This window comes from Brevibacterium sp. UCMA 11754 (assembly GCF_021532275.1).
Taxonomy (GTDB): Bacteria; Actinomycetota; Actinomycetes; order Actinomycetales; family Brevibacteriaceae; genus Brevibacterium.
Window position 1 is genome coordinate 158109 of sequence record NZ_JACBOT010000036.1, and the last position, 15794, is coordinate 173902.

At 63.2% G+C, this 15794-nt stretch carries 15 protein-coding genes and 1 tRNA gene; 4 read left to right on the plus strand and 12 right to left on the minus strand.

Translation table 11 applies throughout. The annotated features are described in order from the left end of the window. Positions 1–17 precede the first annotated feature (17 nt). Positions 18–1001 carry an MFS transporter gene (locus HX613_RS20940; RefSeq protein ID WP_235347087.1) on the minus strand — a complete coding sequence of 328 codons (984 nt, stop codon included), beginning with the start codon at positions 999–1001 and terminating at the stop codon, positions 18–20. A 280-nt stretch (positions 1002–1281) separates the two neighbouring features. Further along, positions 1282–2646 carry a GH1 family beta-glucosidase gene (locus HX613_RS20950; protein ID WP_235347088.1) on the minus strand — a complete coding sequence of 455 codons (1365 nt, stop codon included), beginning with the start codon at positions 2644–2646 and terminating at the stop codon, positions 1282–1284. A gap of 89 nt (positions 2647–2735) precedes the next feature. Here HX613_RS20950 and helR point away from each other — a divergent pair, with 89 nt between their 5' ends. Further along, a complete protein-coding gene (helR, locus tag HX613_RS20955; RefSeq protein WP_235347089.1) occupies positions 2736–4892 on the plus strand; it encodes an RNA polymerase recycling motor ATPase HelR in 2157 nt (718 codons plus the stop codon). Here helR and HX613_RS20960 read toward each other — a convergent pair. Together HX613_RS20960 and HX613_RS20965 are read right to left on the minus strand one after the other, a co-directional pair. Beyond that, positions 4884–5231 carry a DoxX family protein gene (locus HX613_RS20960; protein ID WP_235347090.1) on the minus strand — a complete coding sequence of 116 codons (348 nt, stop codon included), beginning with the start codon at positions 5229–5231 and terminating at the stop codon, positions 4884–4886. The genes helR and HX613_RS20960 overlap by 9 nt on opposite strands. A 96-nt stretch (positions 5232–5327) precedes the next feature. After that, a tRNA-Ala gene (locus HX613_RS20965) sits at positions 5328–5400 on the minus strand. A 127-nt stretch (positions 5401–5527) separates the two neighbouring features. Between HX613_RS20965 and HX613_RS20970 the strand changes: the two genes are divergently transcribed. Then, on the plus strand, positions 5528–6736 hold the full coding sequence (locus HX613_RS20970) for an NAD(P)/FAD-dependent oxidoreductase (protein WP_235347091.1): 1209 nt from the start codon (positions 5528–5530) through the stop codon (positions 6734–6736). An 18-nt stretch (positions 6737–6754) separates the two neighbouring features. Continuing rightward, positions 6755–7477, plus strand: coding sequence for an alpha-ketoglutarate-dependent dioxygenase AlkB (locus HX613_RS20975; RefSeq protein ID WP_235347092.1), 723 nt, complete (start codon positions 6755–6757; stop codon positions 7475–7477). 39 nt (positions 7478–7516) lie between these two features. On the opposite strand, the gene HX613_RS20980 is transcribed toward HX613_RS20975, so the two are convergent. Genes HX613_RS20980 through HX613_RS21005 form a run of 6 tightly spaced genes read right to left on the minus strand, consistent with a single transcriptional unit; the run spans position 7517 to position 13493 of the window. Further along, a complete protein-coding gene (locus HX613_RS20980) occupies positions 7517–7921 on the minus strand; it encodes a cation:proton antiporter (RefSeq protein ID WP_235347093.1) in 405 nt (134 codons plus the stop codon). Then, positions 7921–8181, minus strand: coding sequence for a monovalent cation/H+ antiporter complex subunit F (locus HX613_RS20985; protein ID WP_198395567.1), 261 nt, complete (start codon positions 8179–8181; stop codon positions 7921–7923). Before HX613_RS20985 ends, HX613_RS20980 begins: the two co-directional genes overlap by 1 nt. After that, entirely contained in the window at positions 8178–8579 is a 402-nt protein-coding gene (locus HX613_RS20990) for a Na+/H+ antiporter subunit E (RefSeq protein WP_235347094.1), read from the minus strand. Before HX613_RS20990 ends, HX613_RS20985 begins: the two co-directional genes overlap by 4 nt. Continuing rightward, positions 8576–10093 carry a monovalent cation/H+ antiporter subunit D family protein gene (locus tag HX613_RS20995; protein ID WP_235347095.1) on the minus strand — a complete coding sequence of 506 codons (1518 nt, stop codon included), beginning with the start codon at positions 10091–10093 and terminating at the stop codon, positions 8576–8578. Before HX613_RS20995 ends, HX613_RS20990 begins: the two co-directional genes overlap by 4 nt. Beyond that, complete coding sequence (locus tag HX613_RS21000) at positions 10090–10422, minus strand: sodium:proton antiporter (RefSeq protein ID WP_198395565.1); 333 nt, start codon at positions 10420–10422, stop codon at positions 10090–10092. Before HX613_RS21000 ends, HX613_RS20995 begins: the two co-directional genes overlap by 4 nt. Beyond that, positions 10419–13493 carry a DUF4040 family protein gene (locus tag HX613_RS21005; RefSeq protein WP_235347096.1) on the minus strand — a complete coding sequence of 1025 codons (3075 nt, stop codon included), beginning with the start codon at positions 13491–13493 and terminating at the stop codon, positions 10419–10421. Before HX613_RS21005 ends, HX613_RS21000 begins: the two co-directional genes overlap by 4 nt. Positions 13494–13617: 124 nt before the next feature. Here HX613_RS21005 and HX613_RS21010 point away from each other — a divergent pair, with 124 nt between their 5' ends. Continuing rightward, positions 13618–14748, plus strand: coding sequence for a glycosyltransferase family 4 protein (locus HX613_RS21010; RefSeq protein WP_235347097.1), 1131 nt, complete (start codon positions 13618–13620; stop codon positions 14746–14748). Positions 14749–14828: 80 nt separating this feature from the next. Here the strand turns inward: HX613_RS21010 and HX613_RS21015 are convergent, their stop codons facing one another. Further along, positions 14829–15425, minus strand: coding sequence for a histidine phosphatase family protein (locus HX613_RS21015; protein WP_235347098.1), 597 nt, complete (start codon positions 15423–15425; stop codon positions 14829–14831). Continuing rightward, positions 15422–15784: a ribosome silencing factor gene (gene rsfS / locus HX613_RS21020; protein WP_143921537.1), complete on the minus strand. Its 363-nt coding sequence runs from the start codon at positions 15782–15784 to the stop codon at positions 15422–15424. The genes HX613_RS21015 and rsfS overlap by 4 nt, the downstream gene beginning before the upstream one ends. Positions 15785–15794 lie beyond the last annotated feature (10 nt).

Here is a 15794-nt window from a genome sequence, read left to right on the forward strand (position 1 = left end):
CCCTCTTCTGTCCAGAGTCAGCGCAGGATCATCGACTTCGGGTGCACCGTCAGCGTCATCACCGCACCGAGGATCGAGGCCAGTGATGCAGCTGCGAAGAGGAGCCAGAATCCGCCGACGAGAGCGACGAGTCCTGCTCCCAGCAAGGGCCCCACGAGCTGTCCCAATGCGGCGGAATTGTTGACCATGCTCAGGTCCCGTGCATGGTCATCGGGATCGAGCAGCAGGTCGGTGGCAAAGGCAAGGCTGACTGCCATATAGGCACCGTAGCCGGTGCCCATGATGGCAGCCGCGATAGCGGTGGTGACGAATTCGGGGCTGATGAGGATGATGACTCCAGAGCAGGCCTGCACCAACGCCGAGGTGATCGTCCAGAAGCGACGGCTGCCCGTGCGATCCGATATGATTCCCACCACGATCGACGAGATGACGACGAAGACCGTATAGATGACGATCAGGACGAGCAGCTTGTCTTCGGCTCTCTCTGCCGGAAACCCGATTCCGTAGATCAGGAAGAAGAGCAGCAGAGAGGTGCCGAAGGCGTTGCCCACGTTGACGACGAACCGTGACGCGAGCAGCCACTTGAAATTGTGGTCGAGCAGCGACGAGATTCGAGCCCGGGTGATCGGCTCCCGCCCCGCGTGCAGTGTGATGATACTCGGGTGGACCGGTGCGGGATCGGGCAGCAGAACGGCGGTGCCCACTCCGACGACGGTGATGATCCCGGCCAGGAGTGCATAGGAGGCGCCGAGGCCGAGTCCCAGGAGCACGACCAGTCCGACTCCGACGACGATGCCGACGGCCTGCGCAGAGCTCGCAGCCGCCGATGCCGTCCCCCGCTGCGAGTCGAGCTGATCGGCGATGAGAGCAATCAGCGCCGCGGAGGCGATGGCCACCGAGACGGAGACGACGATCCAGGCGGCGCCGACGAACAGTGGTCCCTGTGCCCAGCCGGTGAGCAGGAGGCCGATGGCGGCCCCAGCGAACCGCCGACGGCCCACGGACGCCTGCGGCCCCACCGTGAACGTGTTCGGTCAGAGAGGCTCCCGGCGATCGGGGCGGCGATGATGCCTGCCAGACCGCCTGCGGAGAGGACGACTCCGGACCAGACGACTCCATACAGCCAGTGTCCGCTTTGAGTGTCGAGCTGCAATGGCAGCAGCAGCTGGATAGGAGTCAGCTGAACCGTCCAGACGGCCAGCCAGGCCAGGGTGAACCACACCATCCACAGAGGTCCGACACTCTTGTCCGGCCGGTGGCCCTCCGCTGGTGGGTTCGCGCTCATGGTCGAACCGAGGCGATGAGGTCCCGATACCACCCATACGAGGACTTCGGCGTCCGCTGACCGGTCTCCATATTCACGTGGACCAATCCGAAGCGCTGGGTGTAGCCGTCCGCCCATTCGAAGTTGTCCAGCAGCGACCACACGGTGTACCCGGCGATCGGCACACCGGCCTCGATCGCCTCGGCGACAGCCTCGAGATGATCGTGCAGGTAGGCGATGCGTTCGTCGTCGCGGATCGGTCCGGTGCACGCCTCGGGTTCGGGAAAGGACGCACCGTTTTCAGAGATCACGATGGGTGGCAGCCTGACCCCATAGCGTGTGCGCATATCGATGAGGAAGTCTCGCAGCGTCTCCGGTCGGATCGGCCACAGCGGTCCGAAGCCGGTGGTGGCAGCGGCGGGAGTCGGAACCATCTCGAAGGGCAGCGGGCCCTCGGCGACTCCGTGCACCGTAGTCGGGTTGTAGTAGTTGAGCCCGTAGACATCGCTGGGCGTCGAAATGAGTTCCATGTCCCCGTCGCGAATCGGCATCTGGATTCCCAGTGCGTCGAGATCCGGATACTCCCCCAGGAGCAGCGGATCGGCGAAGAGGCGGTTGTGGATGAGGTCGAGGACTGCCGCCGCGGCGTGGTCTGCCCCGGCATCCGTCTCGGGAAGGATGAGGCTGTGGTTGCTCGCTGCGGACACCTGCGCGGCGCCGTGCTCACGCAGTATCTTCGTGGCGGTCCCGTGGGCCAGGAGTTGGTGATGGACGCTCGGCAGCGCGTCGAAGAGCATCGCGCGTCCCGGAGCCAGGTCACCGAGCGCATAGCCCTGCAGTGACGTCGAGGCCGGCTCGTTGATCGTGTACCAATGGCGGACTCGATCACCGAGACGGTCCGCCACGGCGTCGACGTATTCGCCGAAGCGATGGACTGTGTCCCCGTTCAGCCACCCGCCCGTGGCCTCGAGGCCACTTGGAAGGTCCCAATGGTAGAGAGTCGGTTCTGGTGTCACCCCGGCGGCCAGGAGTTCGTCGACGAGGCGTTCGTAATAGTCCAGGCCCACGGCGTTGGGCTCCGTCCCCTGCTTCCCGTCGGGGATGATTCGGACCCAGGAGATCGAGAATCGGTATCGGTCGACGCCGAGACCTGCCAGCAACTCGACGTCCTCGGCGCTGCGGTGATAACTGTCGGGACCGGGATCGGCGGTGCTGGAGTCGATGACCTTGCCGGGATCATCGACGAAATCGTCCCATATGTTTCGTCCGCGACCGCCCAAGGTCCTCGCACCTTCGATCTGGAAAGCGGCGGTGGCTGCAGAGAAGCGCAGACGGCGCAATGTCTGCAATGCCTGTGGGGCGAATTCCGGAGTCCCTGCCATTATCAGAATATGCCACGGATGGGGGCTTGCCGCAAGGCCCTGGTCAGGAGGAACAATGGGGTCTTCACTCTTCAGACAAAGGAATCCGTGTGCCCTCCACCGTCTTCAATCTGCCCTCCCGACTCTCTGCCAAGAACACGCCGAAGCTCATCGCAGCCGATGACGCTCATTTTGCTCGCATCTCCGGACGCATCGATAGCGAGCACGCCACCGTCGAGTCCCGACTCGCTGACCTCCGTCGTGCCCCCGGAGGTTCTGGCGAAGCCGCACTGGACCGCGATTCCGCCATCCATCGTCTGTCCTCCGAACTGAGTCTGCTGCAGCGTTTCGCCCTCGACATATGCCTGGGGCGCATGGTGTTCGCTGATTCCGGTGAGATCGTCTACATCGGTCGGATGGGGCTGAGAGATGAAAGCGGTCATAGCCTGCTCATCGATTGGCGGGCGCCCCTGGCCGAACCGTTCTTCGCGGCCACCCTCGCCTCTCCGATGGGACTGTCGACACGACGCCGCTACCGCTGGTCGAACGGACAGATCACGGACTATTGGGACGAAGGATTCACCACGGCGAGCGTCGATGAGAGCGCTGCCCTCGACGATCAGGCTGCGTTCATCGCCTCTCTGGGGGCCAGCCGATCGACCAAGATGCACGATGTCCTCTCCACCATCCAGGCCGATCAGGACTCGATCATCCGTGCCCCGGCCGGCTCGCCGCTGGTCGTCGACGGTGGGCCGGGAACCGGAAAGACGGTGGTCGCCCTGCACCGTGCCGCCTACCTCCTCTACTCCGATCCCGGCATCGCCAGCGGTGGCGGCCTGCTCTTCGTCGGCCCCAATCCCGCGTATCTGTCCTATGTCGACGACGTGCTGCCGCGCCTCGGCGAGGACGGTGTGCGCCTCTGCACTCTGGACGACCTGGTTCCAGAGACCGCTGCGGCCCACGACGACGACCGCGGGGCTCGCCTCAAAGGGAAGCTGAATCCCGGTGCGGTCATCGACCGTGCCGTGAGCATCTATGAGCAGGCTCCCACCACCGCCCTGACGATCGACACGGTGTGGGGTGAACTCACGGTCACTCCAGGCGACTGGGCAACGGCTTTCTCAGCGCATGATACGGACGTCGATCACAACACTGCGCGTGATCTGGTGTGGAACGAGCTGCTGGACATTCTCACCGAGATCGTCGTCGATGCCGATGAGGAGGCCGAACCAGACCAGGTCCGCGCCTTCATCGGACAGGACCCCGATCTGCGAGAGGTCCTGACAACCACTTGGCCGCTTCTCGACCCCTTGGACATCGCGGGTGATATCTGGACCGTCCCGGCCTACCTGAGTCTCGTCGCACCCGAACTCAGCGACGAAGATGTGTCGTGGCTGCAGCGATCCGGAGCCAGAGATTGGACGAAGGAGGACATTCCATTCATCGACGCAGCCAGACGTCGTATCGGTGATCCTGCTGACCTGAGACAGAGACGTCGTGCCGAAGTGGAGGCGGCAGCTGAACAGGACCGCATGGCCGATGTCGTTGCTGATCTCGTTGCCGCTGACGACAGTGAGCTGATGCAGATGCAGATGCTCAAGGGCGAGGACCTGCGAGGCGCGCTGGACAATCCGTCGGCTCGGGAGGCGCTCGCCCCTGACCGTCTCGCGGGTCCCTACGGGCACATCATCGTCGACGAAGCGCAGGAGCTCACCGATGCCCAGTGGCACATGCTCCTTGACCGGTGTCCGTCCAAGAGCTTCACCATCGTCGGTGACCCGGCACAGGCACGTCATGGTTTCCTCCAGACCTGGGACGAGCGGTTGAGCCACCTCGGCCTCGACGTCGAGGAAGTTCACCTCAGCATCAACTACCGCACCCCCGCCGAGGTGATGACCGAAGCGGAACCCGTGATCCGTGAGGTCATCCCTCACGCCAATGTACCGCGTTCGGTTCGCCAGTCAGGTGTCTCAGTCCGTCACATCCGCACAGACGGGGTACCTTCCTTGGTCAGTGCGTGGTTGGGCTCTCACAGCGAGGGAATCGTCTGTGTCATCACGATGGAACCGGACTCGTGGAATGGGATCAGAGATGAACGGGTCACCGTGATGGGGCCGGCTGAGGTCAAGGGACTGGAATTCGATCTCGTCATCCTGGTGGACCCGCAGTGCTTCGGCACCGGTGTGCAGGGTGGGGTTGACCGTTATGTGTCAATGACCCGGGCGACGGCAGAATTGGTCACCGCTGCCCACCAGTCCTCAGTCTGAGGATTCGGCCCGACCATCGGCGATGTTCCAGGACATCCACACGAGGGGAACCTGCAGCGGCAGACGAGCCAGGGCGATTGCACGCCCCCGAGGATTGTGCCAGTGCTTCTTCACGGTGTAGATGTTGGCCGGAAAGACACCGACCATGAGCGCGGCAGAGGCCGATCCGCCCAGTCGGCGTGTGGCAGGCACAGCGAGCATCGTGGCGCAGCCGAGTTCCGCAACACCGCTGGCATAGGTCCAGAAGCGTGGATTGCCAAGACGGGGCGGAACGATCGAGTCGAAAGTCTCGGGTCTGAGGAAGTGCACGATACCTGCAAGGCCGAGAATGCCGGTCATGGTCAATGTCTGCAGCTTCAACTCGCGACCACCTCTGCACCTCTGGGAGAACAAGCTGTCTGTGGGAGACCAACCTGTTCCTGTCAAAAGAACCTGTGGAGCTTAGGGGAATCGAACCCCTGACCTTTTCATTGCGAACGAAACGCTCTACCAACTGAGCTAAAGCCCCTTCGGCTCTCACTTTACGCCGAAGCCCCCATGGTGCACAAAACGGCGAAGCTGAGCCCCTCACCCCAGTTGACTCTCTGTGACCGGCGGTACAGGGTGGAAGAAATCCCCTCTCGGAAGGACAGGCAATGGCTCAGGAATTCGGAACTGTCATCATCGGCGCCGGAATCGGCGGCGGAACAGCGGTCGAGGCCCTACGCGACGGCGGCTACACCGCGTCGATCGCTCTCATCGGCTCCGATCCGGCCGCACCCTACTACCGTCCGGATCTGTCCAAGAAGGTCATGCTCGAAGGATCAGACCCCGCCGAGTCGGCACTGCGCGGTGCTGACTGGTATCCCGCCCACGATGTGACGACGTTCTTCAACACCACTGTCACTGAACTGGATGCGCAGAAGCAGAGCATCACCCTCGACAATGGCGAGAGCCTCGTCTACGGCCAGGTCATCCTGGCCACAGGCTCCACTCCGCGCTCCTTGGACGTCCCCGGCGCCGATCTGGGCAACATCCACACCCTTCGCGATGCCGGTGACGCTGTGGCCATCCGTTCGCAGTTCGGCCAGGACAACAAGGTCGTCATCATCGGCGGTGGCTGGGTCGGCCTCGAGGTCGCCGCGGCAGCACAGAACGCCGGATGTGATGTCACCGTCGTCCTGCGTTCGACTCCCCCATTGAAGTCAGCCCTCGGCACGGAGATCGGTGAGTACTTCGAAGAGCTCCACCGGTCCAACGGCATCGAGTTCGTCACCGAGGCTGACACCACCGGCTTCTCGGGAACGAAGGCCGTGGAAACCGTCCAGACCAGTGCCGGTGACCTTCCTGCCGACCTGGTCGTCGTGGGAATCGGTGCAGACCCGACCATCGAACTGGCCGCCTCTGCGGGCCTGGAGACCGATAACGGCGTGATCGTCGATGAGCACATGCGCACAAGCGATGCCAATATCCTCGCCATCGGCGACATCGCTGCAGCGCAGAACACACTGCTGAACCAGCGACTGCGCGTCGAACACTGGGACAACGCTGTGCGCCAGGCCGAAGTCGCAGCGGCCACCATCACCGGCCGGGACAAGGTCTACGACTGGGAACCGTACTTCTACACGGACCAGTACGATCTCGGCATGGAATACGTCGGTCATGGCAGCAGCGACGACGATGTCGTCATTCGCGGCGACAAGTCGAGTGGTGAGTTCATCGTGTTCTGGACTCGAGGCGGTACCGTCACAGCGGCGATGAACGTCAACATCTGGGACGTCGGTGACGAGCTTCGGGCACTCACCGGCAAGAGCGTATCTGCCTCGCGCCTGCAGGACGAGTCGATCGAGCTCGGCGAACTCTGAGTTCGGATTCGTCCTGACATGGAGTCCCTCTTCGCCGACGAGGCCTTCGACCGCCGCCCCCGCGTCATCGCGCCGGGGGCGGTCTGGCTCCCTGGATTCCTCGACGATGCGGCTCAAACCTGGATCATCAGACAGTACGCGAAGTGGCAATCAGGGCCGGTGCCTGCCCATTCGACATCGATCGGCGGGCATCCGATGAGTGTGAGAACCATTGGCCTGGGGTGGCATTGGCAGCCGGGCCGCTATGATCGCCACGCCCGCGATGTCAACGGTCAGCGGGTGCTCTCGTTCCCGGACTGGATGACTCGCCTGGGCCGCCAGGTCGTCTCCAGCGCCGCCGAAGTGGTCGCTGAGGATCCTGACTCCCCCGCTGACTCCAGGAGCCTCTGGGGTCTTGTGCCCGAACAGTACTGTCCGGACGTGGCTCTGGTGAACTACTACGACGCTCGAGCGAAGATGGGAATGCACCAGGACAAGGACGAATCCGATCCTGCTCCAGTCGTGTCACTGTCGCTTGGTGACACGTGTGTCTTCCGGTTCGGCAATACCGAAAGCCGCAATAAGCCCTATGAGGACATTCGGCTGGCCTCCGGCGATGCCTTCGTCTTCGGCGGGCCCGCCCGCTTCGCCTATCACGGGGTGACCTCCATCCGGGAGGCCACCGCGCCTGATTACGGTCGTCTGGACCACCTCGGCGGAGGCAGAATCAACATCACGATGCGCACCACCGGCAGAGAATAGCCTGCCGAGTCCCGAACTCAACAGCTGGGTCCCAACCGCTCAGTCCCCGGCCCTCGGTTGATCAGGAGAATCGGGGTCCTCGTCGACGACTCCCGCAGGTGGACGGGCCAACCGGTTCGGAGCGGTCTTGCGGTAGACGGGCTGTCCGGACAGCACGCTGGCCCGCGAGAGCGTGTTGCTGGCCACCGAGGACACGATGATCAGGCACAGCACCGCTGCGACAGCCATGAGCAATGAGCCCCAGCTGAAGCCCTCCGTGTGGATGTCATAGACGTAGACCGCTGCCACGATCAGCGGCATCCCCAGGCCAGTGGCCGGTGAGAACACATTGATCCGGGACAAGGCGTCACGGACCCGGAACATCGCAAGCGCGGAGAACAGCATGAGGAGGGACCCGCTGATCCCGAAGACACCGACGAGGGCAGTTGCCACAGCATCATTCATCAGCGCAGCCCCCTGGTAAGGATCCGCGACAGCGCCATGGTGGCGAGGATGCCGACCATGGATGCGAGGAAGATCGCGTCGAGGACGATCGACGAGGAGACGAGGATGCCGAACATCGTGAGCATGCCGATGGCGGAGAAGTACATGAGATCGCTGACGATCGCCCGCGAGCCCAGGTCCTTGGCGGTCAGTACCCTCACCAGGCCGACGATGACGGCCGCGGCGAGGATGACGATGCAGATGCTGACGACGATGGTCATGGGCTTCCTTCCTCCTGTTCAACCTCAGCGGAGCTGGCTGCCGGTCCGGACGGTGCCCGGCCCCTGGTCATTGCGAGCAGTCGTGACTCCATGTCGTAGAGGCCTTCCAAAGCTGCCTCCTCCGATTCTTCGAACAGGGCATGGACGAAGAGCACCGGCGGCTGCGTGGAGGTGCCCGCGGCAATGGCCGTGACCAGTGTGCCGGGCGTGATCGTGATCGATGAGGCGAACAGGGTGACCTCAAGATCGGTGACGCACCGCAGCGGGACCTCAACGATCATCGGTTGCGCATACTGTCTGCCTGGCAGGAACTGCCGGGCCACGATGGTCAGCGACCCGGTCATGATTGCCCAGCCGATGTAGAACAGGTACGAGATGCCGTGGATGAGACGCATCATGGCTTCGTCACCGCCTCGATGTAGGCGCTGTGGTCAAGCAGTCCGGCCGCGGCGCGTGCAGTGATCTCGAGCAGCGGTTCGGGGTAGGCGAAGATGGCCACGGAGACCCCGATCATGATCGTTCCCGGCACCAGCAGTCGGCCCGGAATCCGCACGCTTCTCAAGATGGGCTCGGCCGGAGCACGCCCGGTCTCTGCCGAATCGGGACGGTAGGTCTGCATCGGCGGTCCCCAGAAGGTGTTGCGCCACGTCCGCTGGAGTGCGAGCAGGCTGATCAGAGCGCCGACGACGATCGCCGCGACCAGCCACCAGCCCAGGGCGTCCGAGCTGGCGGTGGCGGCCTTGATGAGACCGACTTTGCCCCACAGACCCGAGGTCGGTGGGAGGCCGATGAGTGAGAAGAGACCGAGGATCATCAGGACCGTCGCCCACCGCTCGCGACCGGCCAGCCCGGACAGCTTCTTGAACGATCCGGTGCCGTAGGTCTGTTCGACTGCGCCCATGATGAGCAGGAGGCCCGACATCGTGATCATGTGGTGGACCATGTAGAAGGCGCCGGCAGCCAGCGCAGTCGAGGTCAGCAGGACCACACCGACGAGGATGTGACCGACTCCCGCCGTCATCTGAAAGGCGAGGACGTTGCGGACCCTGTTCTGCCCGAATGCGGACAGGGAGCCGATCATGATGCTGATGATGGCGATGGTGACGATGACATTGGCCCAAGCGGCAGGCTCGCCGTAGACCGAGGTGTAGATCCGGTAGATCGCATAGAGGGCCACTTTCGAGTGCAGACCCGAGAACAGCGACATCATCCCCGCCGAGGTGTTCGGATAGCTGCGGACCAGCCAGCCGTGGAACGGTGCACCGCCGGCCTTGATGATCAGCGCGAAGAGGACGACGCCGATTGCCAGCGCTGCCTGCCCGGTCGGTGCCCCCAGCTGTGCGAGGATCGCGATGTTGACGGTGCCGGTGGCCCCGTAGACGAAGCCGACCCCGATGAGCAGAATCGTCGAGGTGAGCAGGTTGACCATGACGTACATCCGACCCACGCCGAGGCGGCGCCAGGTTCCGGTCACCGCGATGAGTGCGTAGGCCGGCAGCACCATGACCTCGACGAAGACGAAGAAGTTGAACAGATCGCCGGTCAGCAGTGCTCCGTAGACACCGGTGAGCATCATCAGGATCAGGGCAGGGACGAAACGGTACTGGTCCTCACCGGTCGTGATCAGGAAGACGGAGCTCGCGATCGCTGTGAGCGAGGTCAGCACCAGCATCAGAGCGGTGAAGGTATCGGAGACGAACGGGATCGCCAGACCGGGGACGTAGCCGCCGACGGAGTGGGCGAGCACCGGCTGCCGTTGGTGGACGAAGAGCAGAACGATGCCGGAGATGCCGACGAAGCTCGGGGTCGCCAACAGCAGAATGCGGTCGAAGGTGCGGGAGGTGATGAGCACGCTCAGCGCCGATGCCAGGAGCGGCACGCCGATGAGCAGGAGCAGGAATGCGGGGTTCATGATTCTCGTTCCTCCCCTGTCTCAGGGGCCCGCTTCTGATCGTCGTCATGGCCGAGCACGGCCAGCGCGAGCATGAAGATCGTCACCGCCAGGGTGATGACGATGGCGGTGAGGACGAAGGCCTGCGGCAGCGGATCGGCGGCCAGGCTCTGATCACCGCGACCGCTGATGGGCTCGACTCGCCAGGCGCTGACTCCGGCAGAGAGCAGGATGAAGTTCGCAGCATGCGAGATGAGAGTGAGTCCGAAGACGCCTCTGACCATCGATCGCTGCATCATGAGGTACACGCCGCCGGCGGTCAGCACTCCGATTGTGAGGGCCAGGATCATTTCACACCCTCCTGATCATCTGTTCGTGACTGTTCCGCTGCTTCGCCTCTGGACCGTTCGATGGGAGCGTCGCCGTGGAGGATATGAGTCGACGATGCTCTCACCTTCGCATCCGGGTCGGCGACTCGGGAGCGACGGTCGCGGGGCGGGCGTTCTCCTCTGATAGCGTCCATCGGTCCACTCAGCTCCCCGTAGAGCAGTTCGTCGGCCCGTTCACGGGTGCGTTCGACGTCACGGCGGATGATTCCGTTGGTCAGGACGTCGTCTCCGGCGGGCGTGGCGGCGGAATCCGAGACGCCGAGGAGATTGAAGGAGGCCAGAATGAGGCCGACCACTGCGAGATACACACCGAGGTCGAAGAGCATCGAGGTGGTGAAATGCTGACCCAGGAAATAGCCGTGCAAGGGCTCGAGGAAGGAGCCTGCGAAGATGAGCCCGATGAATCCCGTCGCCACGGCTGTGGCCACTCCCGATCCGATGAGGTACAGGGGCGCCTTGGGCGGACCGATCGCCCGGTCCTTGGCCGTGGACATGTAGAGGAGGCCGATGACCGCAGAGCCGACCAGAGCGGCGATGAAGCCACCACCGGGCTCGTTGTGACCGCGCCAGAAGATCACCAGTGAGCTGATCGCCAACAGCGGTCCGAGGACTTTGATCGTCAGCTGCGGCGGAATCACGTTGGGCCACGCCTCGTGGACAGCGCGATAGGCGGTCGTGCCCCGGGGGCGGACGGAGATCCACGCCTTCTTCGGCGGTTCGGGGATGTTCTCCGCGGGAGGATCGATGAACTTGTCCTTGACCGTCGACATCACCGCAACGATTGCGATTCCGGCCATACCGAGGACGGTGAGCTCGCCGAGGGTGTCCAAGGCACGGAACTCAACGAGGATCGTGTTGACGATGTTGTGCCCGCCGCTGATGTCGGGGGCGTTCTCGATGTAGTACAGACCGAGGTCCGATCGGTCCCGACGTCCGTTGAGAGCCAGTGTCAGCACGGTGGCGGCAAGTCCGACGATAAGGGCGAAGATCACGCGGGTGGCCTGCAGACGCTTCGGATATCTCCAGAAGGAACGTGGAAGCTTCTGCAGCACCAACATGATGACGATGATCGTCATCGCCTCGACCAGCAGCTGTGTCAGAGTGACATCCGGAGCGCCGAGAGCCAGAATCTGGACCGTAGCGAGGATGCCGACTCCCGACAGAGCAACCACTGTGGTCAGCCGGGAGTGGGAGCTGCAGACAACGAGCACGGCCACGGTGATGAGGACGAGGAGGACGATGTCGATGGGTCGCCACAGACCATCCTGCAGAGGTGGCAGGTCCGAGTAGATGATCGGGACGGCTGAGAAGGCGAGAACGGCGAGACCGCCCAACGACATGGCCAGGTAGGGGCCGGAGTTCATCGGCTTGGCGAAGATGCTCAGGCCGCGGCCGGCTCGACGCAGGACCCACGTCAGACCGCTCATCACGTTAGCTCCGTCGAAGCCGAGGGTTGCTCGGTGGAAGAAGACGAAGACGCGGGAGCGGTTGACGATGATGATCACGCCGATCGCGATGATCAGCAGTGAGGCTATGAGTTCCTTGTTCACCCCGTGCCAGAGGGCAAGGTGCACTGCTTCGCCTGCGTCGGGAATGGCCGCTTGGACTGCCTGATCGAGAGGGTTGTCGAAGACGAACAGGACGAAGCTCAGCGGAATCGAGGCGAGGATCGGCATCGCGGCGGAAACGAGCATGACGGGTGACCCGTGTCCCAGTCTCGCCTTCTCCACCGGTTTGCCATCGATGAATGCCCCCCAGACAGTCTTCGCGCAGTAGGCGAAGGTGAGCACCGAGGCGGCGACGGCCACCAGCAGGGCTGCCCATCCGGTCCAGTCCGAACCGGGAGTGTCAGCGAATGCGGTGAAGAGGGATTCCTTCGAGACGAAGCCGAGCAGAGGGGGGATGCCAGCCATGGAGGCGCAGCCGATGATCATGACGAAGAAGGATCCCGGAGCCGCTCGCATCAGTTGTGGAATCCGAGTCAGTTCGCGAGTCCCGGCGAGATGGTCAACGACTCCGACCATCATGAAGAGGCCGGATTTGAACAGGGCGTGGGCGATCACGTGCAGGCACGCAGCGGCGATCGCCGCTTCGGAGCCGACGCCGATCACCGCGGTGATGAGACCCAGCTGCGAAACCGTGGAATAGGCCATCAGCTTCTTGACATCGTATTGGTTGAGAGCGAACCAGCCGCCGATGCAGGCGGTGATGAGGCCGGCAACGATGAGCAGGGTGTTCCACGCAGGGGTGGCGTGGAAGGCAGGTGTGAACCGGAGGAGCAGGAAGATGCCGGCCTTGACCACGGCGGCCGCGTGCAGATACGCGGAGACCGGGGTGGCTGCGGCCATCGCGTCAGGCAGCCAGGAATGGAAGGGGAACTGGGCCGACTTGGTCATCGCCGCGACCGCGATGAGGATCGCGACCAGCGTCGTCACCGGTGCCTGACCGGACCAGACGGGCGAGCTCAGCGCTTCGTGGACGTTCGTGGTCCCGGTGACCGCAATGATGGTTCCGGTTGCCACCAGCAGCGAGAGTCCGCCGATGAAGGTGATGAACATGGTGCGCAGAGAGGGCCCCTGGCCGGGCGAGCCTGACCGGGCGATGAGGAAGAAGGAGGCCAGAGACGTCAGTTCCCAGCACACGAAGAGCACCAAGAGGTCGTTGCTGAGGACCAGCATCACCATTGAGAAGGTGAAGATGACCATCAGCCAGTAGAAGCTCGTGTTTCGTCCCTGGGACAGGTAACCGGTCGAATAGACGAAGACGATCGCGCCGATGATCAGTGCGATGTAGGTGAAGATGACACCGATGCCGTCGGCGCGCAGGGCCAGGTCGACACCGAAGGAGGGGATCCACTGGTAGGTCACTTCCGGAGTGGACCCGGCCATCACCTCGGCGGCGGTGGGGGTGAACAGGCCGGCGACGCCGAGGTAGGCGGCGGCCAGGAGCCATCCACTGGCTCGACCGAGCCAGCGAGTGATGATGGGGGTGAGAATGATGAGTGCGGCAAGAGCGAGAACCGTTAGGATCATGACCGTAGCCTCAGCGCCACGGACGCAGGTGATGGTTCCTTCACTCACTGACCCTTCGTCACGATGAACGTAATCTCGGATGAACGCAGACTTACAGATGATCAGACTATCGACTCGGAGTTCCATGAGCAAAAGCACAAACAGCACTCAGACGAATGAAACGATCCGCGTCTACTTTGATGCCCGCTTTACACGAACGACCCACCACGATGGCATCTCCCGCTACGGATCCTGCCTGCTCGCTGCTCTGCTCACAGCCGTGCGGGGAACCGGCATCGAGGTCACTGCGATCATCAACGATGAAGCTCAGCTGGATCTCCTCCCCGACTGTGCATGGGTCAGACTCAACTCCCCCACGTCTCCGCAGGAGATCTTCATTGCGAAGAAGCTCAACGACCTCGGCGCCGATGTGGTCTTCTCCACCATGCAGGTGATGGGATCGACGGGACGCAGGTACGGCCTCATCCTGACCGTCCACGATCTCATCTACTATTCGCATCCGTTGCCGCCTGCTGATCTGCCTGCGGCTGTCCGGCTGCTGTGGCGGGCCTACCACCTCAGCTACGCCCCGCAGCGCCTGCTGCTGGGGCGCGCCGATGCGATCGCTTCCGTGAGTCAGACGACGAAGGACCTGATCGCAGAGCACCATCTGTCATCGAAGCCGGTGACTGTGGTGTCCAATGCCGCCGAGGCTGCTGTTTCCGAAATACGCACCGTCAACAGGAATGATGCGCGTTCACTGGTCTACATGGGCGCGTTCCTGCCCTATAAGAACGTCGAGACCCTCATTCGATCCCTGGAGCATCTGCCGGGATGGACGCTGCACATCGCCAGTCGAATCGACGGCAGACGTGAAGCTGCGTTGCGTGCACTGATCCCCAACCGGGCGAAGGTGATCTTCCACCGGGGGGTCAGCGATGCGGAGTATGCAGATCTGCTCGAGGGCGCAACCGCTCTGGTCACGGCCTCTCGGGAGGAGGGATTCGGGCTTCCTGTCATCGAGGCGATGGCCCGAGGTGTGCCGGTGGCGGTCTCGGACATTCCGATCTTCCACGAGATCGCCGGCGAGGCTGCTGTCTACTTCGACCCCGATGATGCCGGTGACGTGGCCACCACGATCGAACGTCTCACCGATGCCACGCTGTGGTCCGAACTCTCGGCGGCGGGGCAGAGGCAGGCGAAGCTCTTCGATTGGGACTCATCGGCCCAGGCACTGGTGGGCATGATTCGTACGGTTCACGCCTCACGGCAGTGAGTGCACGAGCTTAAGTGTGCAGTGCAAGCGCCGGGACTGTGCAGAGCACGCGACAGGACTGTGACTGTGCAGAGCACGCGTCAGGAGGGGACTGTGCCCCAGCTGCGAAGGATCCAGCTGGTACCGGTGAATCCGAATTCGCCGTGTCCGCAGTTCCCCAGGACTGCGAGGCGACCTGGCCCGTCCATGCCGAGCAGCAGTTCTGCGGCTGCGCGCAGGACTGCTCCGTGAGCGACGATGGCAATCGTCTTGGCCTCCGAACCAGCGACGATGTCGGTGATCGCCGAGGCGACTCGACGTCCTGATTCGGTGCGGGACTCCCCACCTGGTGGGTTCGTGTCAGCTCCGCTGAGCCATTGTTCGAGCTCGTCTGGCCAGGATGCACTGAGCTCGTCCCGGGTATGGCCCTCCCATTGGCCGAATGCGGTCTCACGCAGACGGTCATCGCGTGTGACACCGACGTTCAGCTGCGAAGCAAGTGCATCGGCGGTGTCAGCGGCCCGCGACAGGTCGGAGGAGACGATGAGTTCAGGTTGCAGATCGCTCAGGTAGCTCGCTGACTGAGCGGCTTGAGTCCGCCCGAGCTCGTTGAGCGGGATGTCGCTTTGACCTTGGAACCGGCGTTCGACGTTGTAGTCGGTCTGGCCATGTCGCCAGAAGATGACGGTCCTGGTCATTGAGAGTCGTCGGCGGCAGCCGGCGCCGGCAGCTCCAGATCGATGACCGGGCAGTCCTTCCACAGGCGTTCGAGCGCATAGTATTCGCGCTGCTCCTGCGAAAATACGTGGACGACGATGTCACCGAAGTCCAGGAGGACCCAGTCCCCGCTCCCCCGACCTTCACGGCGCAGAGGCGTGTGACCATAGGCCGTCTGCAGGGCCTCTTCAACGGCGTCGACGATCGATGCGATCTGCCGATCGTTCTCCGCCGAGATGATGAGGAAGGCATCGGTGATGTAGAGAGTGGCACTCACATCGAGGGCCACCTGATCGGTGCCGAACTTCTCATCTGCCGCACGTGCGGCAGTCCTCAGCATTTGGGTTGAT